The 15,662-nt window shown below is 61.6% G+C and carries 9 protein-coding genes; 2 read left to right on the top strand and 7 right to left on the bottom strand.

The features are described from left to right. Window positions 1-200: 200 nt before the first annotated feature. The 3 genes from GUY23_RS03325 to GUY23_RS03315 all read right to left on the bottom strand — a co-directional run bounded on the left by GUY23_RS03325 (window position 201) and on the right by GUY23_RS03315 (window position 3,522). Window positions 201-1,637, bottom strand: a complete 1,437-nt coding sequence (locus GUY23_RS03325) for an MFS transporter (protein ID WP_166969716.1) — start codon at window positions 1,635-1,637, stop codon at window positions 201-203. A 71-nt stretch (window positions 1,638-1,708) separates the two neighbouring features. Continuing rightward, window positions 1,709-2,611 (bottom strand): CoA-transferase subunit beta, encoded by a 903-nt coding sequence (locus GUY23_RS03320; protein WP_166969714.1) that lies wholly within the window; start codon window positions 2,609-2,611, stop codon window positions 1,709-1,711. After that, entirely contained in the window at window positions 2,608-3,522 is a 915-nt protein-coding gene (locus GUY23_RS03315) for a CoA transferase subunit A (RefSeq protein WP_166969712.1), read from the bottom strand. Before GUY23_RS03315 ends, GUY23_RS03320 begins: the two co-directional genes overlap by 4 nt. Before the next feature lie 172 nt (window positions 3,523-3,694). Between GUY23_RS03315 and GUY23_RS03310 the strand changes: the two genes are divergently transcribed. Both GUY23_RS03310 and GUY23_RS03305 read left to right on the top strand, forming a co-directional pair. Then, window positions 3,695-4,600, top strand: coding sequence for a LysR family transcriptional regulator (locus GUY23_RS03310; RefSeq protein WP_166969710.1), 906 nt, complete (start codon window positions 3,695-3,697; stop codon window positions 4,598-4,600). A 197-nt stretch (window positions 4,601-4,797) separates the two neighbouring features. Further along, window positions 4,798-5,529 carry a histidine phosphatase family protein gene (locus GUY23_RS03305; RefSeq protein WP_166969708.1) on the top strand — a complete coding sequence of 244 codons (732 nt, stop codon included), beginning with the start codon at window positions 4,798-4,800 and terminating at the stop codon, window positions 5,527-5,529. 307 nt (window positions 5,530-5,836) lie between these two features. Here the strand turns inward: GUY23_RS03305 and GUY23_RS03300 are convergent, their stop codons facing one another. The 4 genes from GUY23_RS03300 to GUY23_RS03285 form a co-directional block, all read right to left on the bottom strand. Then, complete coding sequence (locus GUY23_RS03300) at window positions 5,837-8,170, bottom strand: helix-turn-helix transcriptional regulator (RefSeq protein ID WP_166969707.1); 2,334 nt, start codon at window positions 8,168-8,170, stop codon at window positions 5,837-5,839. Between the two features lie 303 nt (window positions 8,171-8,473). Next, the gene (locus GUY23_RS03295) at window positions 8,474-9,988 is read right to left on the bottom strand and encodes a hypothetical protein (protein WP_166969705.1); all 1,515 of its coding nucleotides are present in this window, start codon (window positions 9,986-9,988) and stop codon (window positions 8,474-8,476) included. A gap of 528 nt (window positions 9,989-10,516) precedes the next feature. Further along, a complete protein-coding gene (locus tag GUY23_RS03290) occupies window positions 10,517-11,941 on the bottom strand; it encodes a copper amine oxidase (protein ID WP_228282704.1) in 1,425 nt (474 codons plus the stop codon). Between the two features lie 50 nt (window positions 11,942-11,991). Continuing rightward, window positions 11,992-15,501 carry a choice-of-anchor G family protein gene (locus tag GUY23_RS03285; RefSeq protein ID WP_166969703.1) on the bottom strand — a complete coding sequence of 1,170 codons (3,510 nt, stop codon included), beginning with the start codon at window positions 15,499-15,501 and terminating at the stop codon, window positions 11,992-11,994. Window positions 15,502-15,662: the final 161 nt, after the last annotated feature.

Here is a 15,662-nt window from a genome sequence, read left to right as displayed (position 1 = left end):
CTGCGCAGTTCCACCCAACCGCCCGGCTGCGCAGTTCCACCCAACCGCCCGGCCCCGTGATTCCACCCAATCGCACGGTTCCCCTGTTCCACCCGACTGCACAGTCCCACCTGGTCGCACAGTCCCACCCGACCGCACGGTCGCACCTGGTCGCGCCGCCTCATCCTGATGCGGCGCTCATCGCCCAGCGAGTGGAGACGTCAGCTGTCGATCGGCTCGATGTTCCTATCGCTCACCGCCGCTGCCGGTCGAGCGCTCTTTGCATCGATCCGCGCGTCATCCACCGCATCGGCTTCGACGGTGAGGTCGCGACCGCGTGTCTCGGGCGCGAAGAGTCCACCGAGGAGGCCGCAGCTGGCGAAGAGGATGAGGACGATGGCGACGGGCCACCAGGATTCGGTGATCACCGCAACGAGCGAAGCCGCGATCACCGGCGCCAATCCGCCCGAAACGACGGATCCGACTTCCTTGATCGTGGTCATGAACGTATAGCGGTGCTTCGATCCGAACATCTCGACCAACCAGCTCGACTCGACACCGTAGAGGTTCGGCAGAGGACCGCCGACGAACACCGCGAAGACGGCAGCGATGATGATCGGATTGCCCGTTTCGATGAGCAGCATGGCGGGGATCGAGAAGAGGATCTGGAACAGCGTGAAACCCAGGAACACCGGACGCCTGCCGAGCTTGTCGCTGAGCTTGCCGAAGTACGGCACGGTCCCGAAGCCGATGACCGTGCCGATCATGATGCCGGTCGTGACCACCGCAGAATCGACGCCCGTCGTGGTCACCACCCACCCGACCATGAAGCCTTTGACCAGGTAGACCGCGGAATTCTCACCCATGCGGATGCCGAGGGCGAGTAGGAACGACTTCGTCGACCGGCGCGCCTCGACAAGGATACTCGCTTGGGCATCTTTGTCCGCGGCCACCTCGGCGCGGCGCTCCTTGGCCTCCTCGAACACCGGGGATTCCTTGACCTTCGTACGGATCGCCAGCGCCACGAATGTGGTGACGATGCTCAGCAGGAACGGGACCCGCCAGCCCCAGCTGAGGAAATCGTCGTCCGGCAACAGGGTGAGCAGTGTCCACAGGACAGTGGCCAGGAAGATTCCGCTGTTCGTGCCCATCGCGACGATCGCTCCGAACAGTCCCCTGCGCCGCACCGGCGAGGATTCGACCAAGAGCACCGAGGCACCCGCGAGTTCGGCCCCGGCCCCGAACCCCTGGACGAGTCGGAGAACGACGAGCAGCAGAGGGGCCCAGACGCCGATCTGCGCATAGGTCGGCAGAAGGCCGATGCCCATCGTCGCTACACCCATCATCGACAAGGTGACGATGAGCACGATCCGACGTCCGTGCTTGTCACCGACCAGGCCGAAGACGTATCCGCCGATCGGCCTGACGACGAAGCCGGACCCATAGACGCCGAGGCTGGAGATCAGCGCGACGGCGGGCGTTTCGTTGGGAAAGAAGAGCGGCCCGAAGACCAGCGCCGAGGCGAGCGTATAGAGCGTGAAGTCCATGTACTCGAGCGAGCTGCCGAGCCACGATGACCATGCGGCACGGCGCAGCTCCGGACGAGTCACGTTCGGATCTGGAGGGGAGGCAGTCGAGCTGTGTGTCTTCATTGACATGGTTCCAACCTTCTTCGGTTCAGCGGAAGCAGATGCGTATGCGGTTCAGCGGAAGCAGATGCGTATGCGGTTCAGCGGAGGTAGATACGTGTGGGATCGAGCTGTTCTCGCAGCAGCGACAGCTCGTCGACACTCGGCGGCTGCGTCATTTCGAGGTCGGGCGAGACCTGGAGATTCCACCCCGTCTGCCGCACCACCTCGGCGGGGTCGACGCCGGGATGGACGGCGGTCAGGGTGAGCTCCTCGTCGCGAGCAGACCTCGTCATGATGCCCAGGTCGGTGATCACGTGGGTGACGCCGGCGCCGGCGGGCATGGAACCGACCTCCGCCTCGGCGGCCCTCTTCGGCCCCGGTGACGTGACGAAGTCGAGGTTCTCGACGAAGGTGCGCGGGGTGTGCCGACGCATGACGAGGAAGATCTCGGCCGCGCCGGCCATGGCCTCGATGGCACCGCCCGATCCCGGCAGGCGACTGTCGGGATGTTCCCAGTCATCGCCGATGAGCGTGGAGTTGAGGTTCCCGTACTTGTCGACCTGCGCGGCGCCGAGGAATCCGACGTCGATGCGCTGACCTTGCAGAACGTAGTTGAACAGGTGGGTCATCGGCATCACCGAGGCGGCTCCCGGGACCAGAATCGAGTCCGAGATGCTGCGGGGCATGGCGGGCGGTCGGGCCCCGGTGACTCCCGATTCGTAGACGATCTCAACGTGCGGCGCCACGGTGTGCTGCGCGAGCGACACTGCCAGCGTGGGCAGTCCGTGTCCGGCGAAGACCACATTCCGTCCCGCCAGAGCCCGGGCAGAGTGCACGGTGAGAAGCTCGCTGCTGGTCACCTCATCGTGTGGGGACTGCGCCCCGGTGCCAGTTGCTCGTGACTCAGTGACGGACGGCTGTGTCGTCGTGTCGGATAGCCGTGACTCAGCGTCGACCGACCGCGCCTCGGCGTCAGTTGTTTCGTGTGTACGCAGACTCATGCTCGGCCTCCATAGTTCACTGGTGTCGAATAGGCATCGTGGATCGTGTTCGTGTCGAAGTAGTCCGATCCGAGACTTGCGAGGAATTCGTCATGGTCGCTCGTGCCGCGGATGTTGGTCTCGAGCCAGTCCTGAACCGCCTCTGGGTCCCGGGCGAGCGCCGACCACTGGCGGGAGAAGTCGTCGTCGCGATCGTAGTAGCCCTGGACGGAGTGCGGATGCGAGCCCCGGGGAACGGCGACCACGGCGTCGACGACGTGTGCGGGTACGATCGTCCGGTTCGGGTCGGAGCGGATGATGTCCTCGTCGACGATCTCCTCGACGGTGACGATGAGACGTCGACCGGCGAACGCGGCCTCGGTCTGGATGCCGAGCATGCCCCAGGCCTGGACGTTCCCGTGCTTGTCCGCTCGTTGGGCGTGGATGATCGTGAGGTCGGGGTTGAGAGCGGGCACGACGTGGATATCGGGCCCTCCGTAGGGGTCGGGCACCGACTTGATGCGCGGATTCTTCGCCGGCAGGTCGCTTCCCCGGTAGGAGGCGATGGGCTGGAAGGGCAGCTTCGCGGCACCGGCCTGGTAACGGGCGACCATTCCCCCGTGGCTGTATTCGTCGAACCACAGAGGTTCCGGATCGGACTTCTCGACTCGTCGCCTGAGCTCATAGAGGGATCCGGCCGAGCTGTTGGCGACGAATGAGGAGATGAGGCCGCGCAGGCAGTTCGCGCCGAGGAGCTGATCGACGATGACATCGCACGACATCCTGGCCAGGATGAGGTCGGTGAACCCCTGGCGAATGATCTCGTGAGCGGCGGCAACCGGAACGATGTGCCCGAACCCTTCCAGCGCGACCGTGTCTCCATCGTTGAGATAGGTGCTGATCGCCTCGGGAAGACTCAGCGTCTTGTCCATCGTGTTCCTCCTCGAACCTCTGACGTCTGTGACCTGAGTCATCCTTTCAAATTGATTTATGCTGGTCCAATACCTTTAATGAGGATGATTAAGTCTCACCTGACATAAATGACCGAGCGATGGCTGGAGCGCCGAAATGGGCAGTCAGCACACCAGAACGCATGACACGACCATGGATGCCAAGCAGATCAGAGCGTTCCTCGTCCTGGCCGAGGAGCTCCACTTCGGTCGCGCCGCCGAACGCCTGCACATGACGCAGCCGCCGGTGAGTCGGCTCATCCGCAATCTGGAGAAGGCCCTGTCGGCCCAGCTCTTCGAGCGCAACACCCGATCGGTGCGGCTGACCACGGCCGGTGAGGCGCTCGTTCAGCCGGCGAGTGACATTCTCATGAGCCATCAACTCGCCGAGGCGGCCGTCAAGGCCGCGGGAAAGGGCGAGGTGGGTCATCTGCGACTCGCGTTCACCGGGATCGCCGCCCACACGCTGGTGGGGCGTCTGTCGAAACTGGTCGGCAATACGCACCCAGGGATCCAGCTGAGTCTGCAGAGCGCGTCGTTCGCGCTGCCGTCGATCGAGGGAGTCGCCGACGGCTCGTCCGACATCGCCTTCGGGCATTGGCCATTCATTCCCCAGACGGTGCAGACGCGGATGATCGCCGAGGAGGCCCTCGTCGTCGCCGTCCACAACGGTCACCCACTGGCCGGCCGCGATTCCGTGTCCATGGCCGAGCTCGAGGGAGTGGACTTCATCACCCTGCCGTCGAATCCCGGCTCGACGACCATCGAGCGCCTGTATTCGCTCTCACAAGCGGCGGGGTTCAATCCGAATGTCGTCCAGGTGGCGCCGGACAGTTGGACGATTCTGTCACTGGTCGGCGCCGAGTTCGGCTGCTCGGTCACGGTGTCGTCCGTGCCGAACAACTTCACGTTTCCCAATGTCACGTTCATCCCGCTCGATGACGAGCAGGGTCCCTTTCCTCTGCTCATGTCGTGGCGGAAGCACGATGACAGTCCGGCTCTGCGGGAGGTTCTGCGCCTGGCCGAGCAGGTGTTCCCGCACCCAGCTCCGCCAGAATGACAGCAGCGGGTGGCACTCCGATCCGGAATGACGACAGTCGGCAATGCCCGGGACCGGAATCAGACCATCGGGAGACTCCCATTCCAGCCTCCCCGAAGTGGTCCGTCCCGACTTCGCACTATCGTCCCGTACACTCGGGAGCAGTGAACGATCGATTGAACAGTATTCCGAGCATCACGACGAGGATGTGGTGATTCATGAGCGTGCTCTACCTGGTCCGGCACGGACAGGCCTCTTTCGGCACTGATAACTATGACCGTCTGTCCGATCTCGGCAAAGAGCAGAGCCGCATCACCGGTCGCTTCCTCGCCACGCAGGGTGTCGAACCAGCGAGAGTCGTCCATGGCGAAATGCTCCGGCAGCGCCAGACCGCCGAGGGAATTCTCGAGGGCCTCGGTCGCAGCGTCGGCTCCGGCACCGACGCCGAGGACAGCACGGGCCTCGGGATCAACGCCGGCCCAGTACAAGACACCCGCACCCTCCTCACCCCCGAGATCGACCCCGGCTGGAACGAATACAACGCCTGGGAGCTCACCGCTGCCCTGGAGGAGACCGACCCGCGGGCCAAGCACGATTCGAAGATCTTCCAAGCCGAGCTCGAACGCGGCTGCGCCCGTTGGGCCTCGGGTGAGCATGACGAGGACTATTCGGAGTCCTACCGAGCGTTCACCGACCGCGTCGACGCCGCCCTCGACGCGGCCTGCGCGGCGATGGGCTCAGGACAGTCGACGATCGTCGTCTCCAGTGCCGGAGCCATCGCCTGGACCGCGGCCAGGTTGATCGGCGGCGATTTCGATCAGTGGAAAGCGTTCAACCGGGTGACCATCAACACCGGAATCACGAAGATCATCACCGGTCGCGGAGGCACCAGCCTCATCTCGTTCAACGACCACGGGCACCAGTCACCGGAGAACGCGACCTACCGCTGAGGCGGCCGCTCGGCCTCGTCGTCCGCTCCCGAACCCGGCTCGGCCCACAGAATCAGGACGCACTCACACCACCGATTCCACGCCGCACGCACCGTGTCAGTCGTTCGCTCTGCGCCGACCATCCGTGCCGCCTTATCGCAAAAGGTCTCGAGGACCGCAGACAGCACGCTAGTCGCACCGTGCTTGAGGCAACGGTCGATGACGGAGGAACTGTACGCGTATTCGGAAAAAGACCACAGCGGAGCCCTCTGTCTCGGTCCTCCTGGCCGAAAAGGCAGGGATCAATAAGGCAGTGTACTCTGTACTCTCAGTCCGAAGACGCAGACCCTCCTCCGGACGCTTCGGTCAATGAGAGATACCCATTCCGCTTCGCGTGTTCGAGCATTTCGGCACGGCTTCCCACACCGAACTTCTTGTACAGCGCGGACAGCCGATTTTTCAAAGTCCCGGCGACGACCCCGAATTCGCGAGCGATCTGTGGTACAGGTTTCTGGGAATCGATGGCGAAGAGCAGCGAAAGTTCTGCAGACGACAGCTCGATCTCTCGATCGACCGAGACGCGCAGAGTTTCCGGAAGGTCCAGCAGTCGTTCCTGCAAGTATTCGACCGACAGGTTCGGTTCGTCGAATGTCTCAACCAGATCGGTCCAGGCCGAGCGGGAGGCGGTAGCCTCGATGAGCGCCGACCTCGAGGATTTCGACATCTGCGCAATCGGCATCAGTGTCGATCCGATGATGCAGTAGTCGAGAACGTGGCCAAAACTGTCCACTGCCGCGCTGTCCTGACCTTCGTGATGCAGGAACGCGGCGCGAAGTGCCGCAGCGCATCCCTTGAGCCGAGGGCCGTCTGCGCTGTTGAGGACACGAGCAGTGTACGACCACAGCTGGTCACGCTGCCCGAAGACGAAGCTCTGGCGCGCTTTGACCAGGGAATACGCGGGATGAGTCGGAGGCATCTGGGTCGCCAGGTCCTGGATCGGCTTCGTCTCCCCCGCCGCCAGATACACAAAGCTCGCAATATTCACAATTCCGGAGTATCTGGTGTTCGACGAACTCGTCATCGGCGTATTCCGAGCGGCAGCGTTGTCGATCAGCTCTTTGGCTGCGATCGAGGCTCGGCCGGTGTAGACACGGTAGAGACTCTCGGCAATTGTGGGAAGCGAGCCGAGCCCCGTCACGGTTCCCGCATGCCTCAGTTTCCCAAGTGCTGTTCCGGCTGAATCCAGGTCAAGTCGGTCGAGACTCCTCATCGCATCGAGACATTGCCACTTATGCTCGCCTGGCAAGGTTTCCATACCGAATATTCGCGCCTTGTCCCTCGCAAGAGTGAGATTGCGGCCCATCTCTTTGCCGTGCCCGTGGCCGAGATTCGCCAATGCGAGCTCCACATAGCCGGCGAGCATCGGGTGCCACGAGTTCGGCGCATAAGTTTCGGAGTACTGAACGACCCGCTGGAGAATCCGCAAGGCCTCACCGAATCGTCCCGCTGAAACCAAGTTCTTGCCATGCTCGAGATTGAGGCCAGCTTGCATCATAGCTGCGGGTCCGGGCCCTTCGACATCGCGATTGCGCAGCAGTTCGCGCCCCAAGTCGATCGTCCGCAATGCCGCCTCGTAGTCACGGTTCGATCGATGAAGACGCGCCTCCGCCGTGGTGAGCGTAGCGATCTCATCCACGCTGAGGGCAGCGCCATTCCCGGCCGAGAGCAAGCCGTGCACGCTCGGAACCACAACGCTGTCGAAATCTGTCAACGGCACCAAGCGTGTGCTGTCCTCGGTTCCGAGACGACTGCGCATCGAATCCATCCTTCGCGCAGCACTCCTAGCCAATGCGAGAATCGGCCTTTTGGCGATGACGTGCGCGGGCACTGAGAGAAATGCGTCGACCGCGTTGGCCACGTCGTCGAACACATTGATCGACCGTCGCGTCCACATCTGCTCGAGGAGTTCCCAGTCTTCTATTTCGACGACGAGGTCGAGGAATTCGTCATACCCCGGCACGTCGCTCGCCTTCGCCCTTGCATAAGCGTTGTCGATAGCGATGCTGAATGCTTCATGCGGACTCCTGTGGAACTCGCCTGCCCACGGCCCGGTGATCCGACGCATCAATGAGCGTATGAGACCAGGAACGGCCAGCATGCCGTTCTCTCTGGATTCGACGACCAGCAGGCCCTCGGCAACAAGCTCAGAAACCAACTCCGCAGATGTTGCAGTCACAGATGACTCGGCCTCCGCCACGTCATAGGCATCGTGAACGAGCCCGATCGTCGGTGCGGTGATCTTCGGAAGCCAGGAAAACAGAGCCAGTAGAAATAGGGGCCGCGCCTGTGCCCCTCCGACCGAGAGGCGAGGCGTCAGCGAGGGCAGAAGCAACGCGCCGATCTGGCTCTGGCCGATGTCAGATACCCGAATTCCAGCACGATATGCGGAGTCGACGAGGGATTGGGCAATGTCGATTCTTCCGGCGCTGCATCGAAAAAGATGCTCGGTTCCGGTTGCACTGAGATCACCTCGATGTCTGAGCGCTTTCGCGAATGACTCTTGGTCTGAGATCAGGGGGCCGAAATAGCTTTCGAAGGCGTCTTTTCGACGAGGAGGGGATGATTCTTCGCTGTTGTCTTGGTTGGGTTCACTGATTGGCAATGATGAAGTCTTCTCTGTGCTGTCGGCGGGGCGCCGTGGCAGTGGGGACTGCCGATGTGAGGGGAAACGTGCAGTGCTACGTACACATATATAGCACAGCAAGCTGACCGGTCTGTCGAGGTATAAGCTCAGCAGACCGGTCCTCATCATATGTCGGCCCCGCTTCCGGTAAGGAAGCCGTCGGCGTTGCTAGGCGACCAGTGAACCATTGTCAGCTCAGTTGAGCCTCAATGGCCGCAATCAACGAATACTGGAGTGAGGCTCAGGTCTATCGGACGGCCTCTCGCTTCCTCCCCTCACAACCTATGCAGGCTCGGGCTCTGACTGGATGGATGTCGAGTCTGTGCTATTCGGTTCGTCGGACTCAGATGGCGCGGGATCGCTCGGTTCGTCGGACTCGGACGGCGCGGGATCGCTGGGCTCATCGGGCTCGGACGGCGCGGGATCGCTGGGCTCATCGGGCTCGGACGGCGCGGGATCGCTGGGCTCATCGGGTTCGGACGGTGCGGGATCGCTCGGTTCCTCGGGTTCGGACGGCGCGGGATCGCTCGGTTCCTCGGGCTCGGACGGCGCGGGATCGCTCGGTTCCTCGGGCTCGGACGGCGCGGGCGAGTCAGGTTTCGTGGGATTCGAGCTGCCGGGCGAGCCAGGCTCCTCAGAGCCGGTCTGATCGGGTTTGCCGGGGCGGTCGTCCGACTTCTTCCCGCTCGAGGACTCTCCACGGGTGCGATCGTCATCGCCGCGCGAAGAGGTGGGACCTGAACGATCTCGATCCACGCCCTGCGAAGACTCGGGAAAAGGCGGATCATTCGTGTCGGGGGAATTCGATTCTGCGCGCCCATCGTCGGATGACTGCCCAGACGATGGGCTGTGTGCTCCGGCACCATCACTGTTGCGTCCTGCCTCCTTCCCGGCCGAATCGGAGGATGGTTCGACACCCGTCCGAAACCCAGAGTCCTCGCTGGATATCGGCGAAATCGAGAGGCCGACCAGTGAACCGAGCAGTCCGATACATGCTGCCGCCACTGGAATCAGTACAGGTTTTGGGAGGCGGAAGGGTGAGCTGTCTTTCTCGACCTCTGCGTCTTCCACAGCCCCCGCAGCTTCCGCTGCTGGTTCGGGGCCGGATTCCCCGTCCTCGTTCTCCTCCGGGATAGAGGCGACTTCCGCCGCTTCCACCGCCAGGGGAACCGATGAAGCCGGAGGTGAATGCGGGCGGTCATTGAGGGTGTCGGCGAATCGCTCGATAAGAGTCGGGGAAAAGAGCAGAGCAGGAATAAGTGCAGTGCGCAGCTCAGTCGCACTCAGGGCAGGTCCAATCTGCGCCTTTTGCCACCGCCGCCGCATCTCCTGCCGGGCACGCGACGTCAGACGGGTCGCGGTGTGCACGGTGACGTTCAGCCTCTGAGCAACATATGCGGGCGGGAAATCTTCGACTTCTCGCATCCACAGAATTCGCTGCCAATTGTCCGGGAGACTCGAGAAGACGCTTGCCACATTGCGGTGCAGAACCCAGGACCTGGAGACATTCGATGCCTCCTCCGTCAGGTCGTGACGAGCGGCTGCCTCGCCAGTCGCACGCACAATGAGTGCCTCGAGTTCCTCTGAAGTCGCGGGCGGGGCATCAAGAACCTGTTTGAGAACGACCAATAGCGCAGCGTCATGGATCACCCTGGGGATCGACTGCTCATTCGTCGAACTGTCGATGCGCCGACGATAGATCTCCGAAAAAGCGCCGACAGTTCCGGAGCCGATGAGCCGGAGGATCTCCTCGTTGGTGAAAGCGGCAAGATTCTCGTCAGGTTGATGCTTGTGCACGTCTATCCGGTCCTCATCGGTCTCGACAGAAGCAGGTTGCAGGAGCCGCGCTGCCCCCAATGGCAGAGCCTCCGATCAGCGGCGCGCTCTCATCACAGCAGTTTATCGCACATTTTCAAGATCGTTTGCACAAAATGACTATTCACTTCCGCAAGTATGACTCGATCGTGAACCTCGACCCAGATCGATCTCCGATGGCAGCCGAATGAACTGACGGAAACAAGTTACTTACAGGCATTCTTGAGTATCGGCGGCCAGGACGACCAAAGCGCCGGGGTGACTCGCAGACAGAGAATGAGCCCCTCTTGGACGCGCGCTCACACACGCCCAAGAGGGGAAACGCGACCGCACTGAGGATGCCGCCACGAAAGCGCCGATGTACTCATGAGATTTACCGACAAAGACAGACTAACTTGCCTAAAACCATGATTCAACGCGCATCTCATAAAGCAAGACAATTTCGGCGTGTAATTTTCATGACTCTTACATGACCCAATCATGACTCCGCTATGGAAGAGCGCCTCGTACTCAATTGATCGGCTCTTGGTTCCATTCGGAGTCTGGCACCCCGTTGACCCCTTCGTGGCCCTTGGGCAGGTCGAACCTCTGCGCAGTGAGATCCCTGGGCAGCAGTGAGAAACCTTGCCAATGCATCTCCATAGGTGACTGCTCCTCATCTCTGGGCACATGATGGAATCCGACTGCCACCCACGAGACGACATCGTCGAGGTCCTGGTCCTTTCCGTCTTCAACGAACTCCTGCACTCCCCTTCCGCAGTCGCCTCGATTCTTCGTTGCATAGAGCTCACAGTCGTTGTGATTGGTGAACCCTACGTCGTAGCCGATGTCATCACCGTGCGTGTGGGAATGCTCAGCATCGTCGACGAACTCGAACGAGTCGGTTTTGCCGATATCGATCTGGTAGGAGATGGGGTGTCCGTCATCGTTGAGACGGTTCGGGTTGAGCACTCGCCACCACCGGCGATCCTGCCACCGAGCCGTAGTTGGATGGTCGACGTCTTTCAATTTGCCTGTGAGCTTTGGGGACTCGGCACCTCTGTCCCCTGTTTCATCGGCGTCGAACTGCTGTGCGCTCATGCCTCCGGTCCCACCGAGACCCCACCGTATTCTCCAGACGGCGTTATGTGAGTGGTTGGCTGCGTGCTCGTGGTCTCCGACATCCCATCCGTGATCTTCATCGGTGTAGTCGACTGGAGACAGATCTCCCGTTGCTCCGAGCTGAACGCTGATGGAGCCGTCGGCACCGAAAGTGTATTGCGAGACGTATTCGTACCAGCCGACTCGAGAGACTGTCGACAATTGCCAACCATTCTTGCGGGCACTCGCTGGAGCGACTAGGTCGCTGGAGTGGTAAGCAAGCCCTTCATCGACTACCTCGGAACAAAGGACCTTCCTCGTCTCCGATTTACCGTATGAACCATCACCGATCTTCGGGATGCTTGCTGACTGAAGTCTTCCCCCACACGCGTCGTCGCTGAGTGTCTTCATTTTGCGTCCGCCGAATCCGGATTCAGTGATATCGGAGGTGAGACGGTCTCCGGTGTCATAAGGAACCTCAAGCTGTGAGATCGACATCGTGTCGATGACACGGATCGGGTCTTCACCTGGTGGAGTTATGTAGATGTCTGAGAGCGTCAGCCCGAAGTCCGGATGGACACCCCAACACATCGTCCATGTGGCTCCACTGGACAGCGACTGCGATACTTTCTGCTTGGGACTCTTGCAGGAGATGTCGGCAGTGCTCTGTTCGTTCTTGCCCTGCTGTCCAGAGTGAGAACTGTCGCCCTTGGTGCAGGCCGTGACGATGAGCAAGAGAGACAAAACTCCAGCAGCGATCTGTGTCAGTCGTCTGTTCACTTCGGTATCGATCCCCAGAAGAAGCCGCCCCGCACGGGCGGAAAGCCAAAAATGGTGGACGGGTGCGATGATCATGTGAGCGAATGATCACCGCACCCGAGTTCATCTCATCTCGACGATGAGCGTCACACGGTCGTCTTGCTCCTGAACGTGTAACGTGCAGCTGCACCAACAGCGATAAGCGCTGCGGCAGCCAGGAAGATCGGCACAATCTCCCCACCGGTTCGCGGCAGATCGCTGCTCACCCCTTCGTCACCCCCGGCGTTCGACGAGGCGTTCGCGTCGTCACCCCCGGCGTTCGACGAGGCGTTCGCGTCGTCACCACCGGCGTTCGACGAGGCGTTCGCGTCGTCACCACCGGCGTTCGACGAAGCGTTCGCGTCATCACCACCAGCGTTCGACGACCCGTTTGCGTCATCACCACCAGCGTTCGACGACCCGTTTGCGTCATCACCACCAGCGTTCGACGACCCGTTTGCGTCATCGTCGGCCTCAGCGGAGGTCACCTCGATGGACGCCGCGGCTTCGGCGCCATTGTCATCGGAGCCGACCACCGCGAAGTCTCCGGCTGTGATTTCGGCGGGTACGGGCAGCTTCGTGCCCTCGGGGACGTCGCCTTCTCCATCGGTCGTCACAGTGACAGCCTCACCGAGGTCGCCGGAAGCGTCGCCGGACTTCGATGACTGCGTCTCCAAGCGAATGCTGACCTCGGAATCAGGCAACCAGCCGCTGCTCGTCACTGCGGTTTCATCACCGGCCGGAACCGGTGTCGTCGCCTCGATTGACGGAGCATAGACCTCAACAGTGCCCTCAGCAGTCGCCTCGTTCGACGCTGTGCCGGTCACGGTGAGTTCTCCCGCCTTGGTGTCATCAGGTACCTGAATCTTCGTGCCTTCGGGCAGAGCGCCCTTCCCATCGGCCGTAGCGATCACTGGGCTGCCGACGACGTCTCCATCAGCGTTCGCGAGCTTCAGTTCAACTGAGGTGTTCGCTTCCCAACCAACGCTCTTCAGCGATGCTTCTCCACCTGCTGGAACCGGCGAAGAAGCATCGATCGAGGGCTCAGCAACTGTCACGGATGCGTCGACCTCAGCCTTGTTGTCGTCGGTCGCTCGCACCGTGAAGTCGCCTGGTTCGGCCCCCTTGGGAATCGTGAGGACCGTGCCCTCCGGCACGCTTCCCTTGTCGTCGGTGGTCACATCCACTGCATCACCAACGTCTTTTCCGTCAGGGTCGACAAGCTGCAGCGTGACATCACTCGTCGGAAGCCAGCCGGTGCCCTTCACTGCCGTGTCCTGTCCGGGAACCACTGGGGACGTCGTCTCGATCGCCGGGGCGTAGACGGACACTGTCGCCTTCGCGGAGTTGTCGTCAGGATCGGTCGCCGTCAGTGTGTAGTCCCCAGCAGCCGCATCGTCGGGAATCGGGAGCGTCGTTCCCTCCGGCACATCGCCTTCTCCGTCGGCTGTGACCGTCACCTCGTCGCCCACCGACTTCCCATCGGGATCTGTCAGCTCGAAGGTCACGTCGCTATCCGCAGACCATCCACGTGAAGCCACGTCGATGTCAGTACCCGCCGGAGCGGGAGAGGTCGCAGATACGACAGGGGTTCCAGCCTCGGCGACGGTGAGAGGCGCATCGATGTTCGCTCCGTTGTCATCACTGCCGACGACGGTGAAATCACCTGGCTCGGTGCTGTCTGGCACCGTCACGCAAGTGTCGTCGGGCAGAGCGCCGTTCTTGTCGGCAGTGGCTGTGACAGGCTCGCCGACCGGCTTTCCGTCTGCGTCGGTCAGCTGAACCGTGACCTCCGAATCAGGGGCCCATCCTCCCGAGGTGATCGCAGCGCAATCGCCAGGGTAGACGGGACCCGCGACGGTCAGATCAGGTGCGTAGACCGTCACCTCGCCTTTTCCGGTCTTGCCGTCGGGGTCAGTGCCGACGATGGTGAAGTCACCAGGGGTGACATCGGCAGGAATCGGAAGAACTGTTCCCTTCGGGAAGTTGCCGTCGCCATCGGTCGTCACCGTGATGGGATCGCCGACCGGTTCGCCGTCAGGACCGTTGAGGTCGACAGTGATATCCGTGTCCGGTGCCCAACCAGTGGAGTCCAGCGTCGTCTCTCCACCTGCAGGGGCAGGCGACGAGGTGTCGATCGACGGTCCGTCGACGGATTCATCGCATGAGTCGGTGCGAACGCCCGCGTTGCCGATGCCCAGACGTGCCGTGCCATCGCCGACGCCGAGGCTCAGTGCAGAGACTTCCACACCATTGACCGTGGTCGAACCGTCGGCCGCGGTGCATTCCGTCGTCTCCTGATGGTTGATCTGCAGCGAGACGAGGTTATCGGCTATCAGTTTGAGGAATGGGTCAAGTGCCGCACGAATGGGCACTGTCATCATGTCCGTCTTGATCGTGGTGAACGCCTTGTACAAGAGGCCCGAAGGATCGGACAGCTCGTCGTAGACCGGGCCCATCACCGTATCCATGGTTTTCATCACGGTGTCGATCGTTCTGCAGGTGACAGTGCCGGTAGCACCCGCCGCGTCGCAGAAGTCGTTGCTGACCTTGCCTGTCAGGTCCATATCCCATCCGGCTTTCGTGCCGTCCGGGGCCGTGATGTCCACGTTCACGGTCGCACTGCGCAGCGACTCGATGGCCGTGTCCACGGCAACGTCGATCACCTTCTCGATGACGTCGTGGACGCTGCTGGCGATGAACGGATAGGTCTCGTCATCGATCAGTTCGGTGTTGGGATCCTGATTGTTCATCCCTACGGGCCGATCGATCACACCGTCGTCGTTGCCGCCGATGCGTCCGACGTCGACTTCGATCGACCCTTCCCCGAGGTCGATCGTCGCGAGTCCGTCATCAGTGCTGATCGGTTCAAGCAGAATTGCATCGAGAACGTCATCTTTGATGCTGCTCTTGACACTGGTGTCCACAGTCATACCCGGAAGGAGATCGGTCAATCCGAGCGCGTCGTCGAGCGCATCGTTGACTTCACCCTCCATCTCTCCGGCCGCATCCGAGACACCATCGCCGGCATCGTCGATCGCCGGGGAGTGCAGTTGCAGCTTGGCATCGCCGACTCTGTACTGACCATACTTTCCGACAGAGTCGGGGTCTTGGAATTCGCCGTCGATCGCTTCGACCCAGGCACCTCCGAGCCCGAGACTCAGATCGGCCTGGTCGATCAGGCCATCGGTGACATCGGATGACCCGCTCGCCGACACGATCGAGAGCAGGTCGACCTGCGCCGTTCCGAAATCGCTGTCCTTCCCATCGAGACTGAGCCCGCCATCGGCACCGACGATGCCGGACACGGCCTTGCCGTTCTTGGCATCAGTGGCAGCCGATTCGCTTTCGACAGCTCCAGCCTGGCCGAAGTCGATGAAGTCGTCGACTGGTATCTGGTAGCCGGCGCCGAAATCGATGACTTCGTCTCCGCCGATTGCACCGTTGAACGCTTCGCGGTTCGGTCCCGGATCCGACTTCGAACCGGCTTTCGACTGCGCCGCAGCGATGAGATCCTGAGAATCAAGGCTCATGCCGGCGACACTAGCCTCGGCTTCAGTCGGATCGTCAGGATAATTGTCGAGCCCCAGCGCCGAGGCGCTGGTCGTGCCGACCATCACTCCGACAACGCCAAGAGCCAATCCTGAAAGTGCCCATCGTGGAATTCTTCTTCGCCGAGTCTTTTCCGTGGAATTCAGACGGCGTGAATGGACGTGTTGAGACACGTTTAACCTCCAAATTTACGCATTTGAAAGGTTCCGCTCCCTCAGATGTCGGA

Source organism: Brevibacterium atlanticum (assembly GCF_011617245.1).
In the GTDB taxonomy this organism is placed as follows: Bacteria; Actinomycetota; Actinomycetes; order Actinomycetales; family Brevibacteriaceae; genus Brevibacterium; species Brevibacterium atlanticum.
Note: the sequence above shows the minus strand (reverse complement) of the source record. Positions and strands in the feature narration are given on the sequence as shown.

What these genes read in the sequence shown, in the direction of transcription:
- GUY23_RS03325 (WP_166969716.1), bottom strand. Translation starts at nt 1,637, where the DNA reads ATGTCAATGAAGACACACAGCTCGACTGCCTCCCCTCCAGATCCGAAC.
- GUY23_RS03320 (WP_166969714.1), bottom strand. Translation starts at nt 2,611, where the DNA reads ATGAGTCTGCGTACACACGAAACAACTGACGCCGAGGCGCGGTCGGTC.
- GUY23_RS03315 (WP_166969712.1), bottom strand. Translation starts at nt 3,522, where the DNA reads ATGGACAAGACGCTGAGTCTTCCCGAGGCGATCAGCACCTATCTCAAC.
- GUY23_RS03310 (WP_166969710.1), top strand. Translation starts at nt 3,695, where the DNA reads ATGGATGCCAAGCAGATCAGAGCGTTCCTCGTCCTGGCCGAGGAGCTC.
- GUY23_RS03305 (WP_166969708.1), top strand. Translation starts at nt 4,798, where the DNA reads ATGAGCGTGCTCTACCTGGTCCGGCACGGACAGGCCTCTTTCGGCACT.
- GUY23_RS03290 (WP_228282704.1), bottom strand. Translation starts at nt 11,941, where the DNA reads ATGATCATCGCACCCGTCCACCATTTTTGGCTTTCCGCCCGTGCGGGG.
- GUY23_RS03285 (WP_166969703.1), bottom strand. Translation starts at nt 15,501, where the DNA reads ATGGTCGGCACGACCAGCGCCTCGGCGCTGGGGCTCGACAATTATCCT.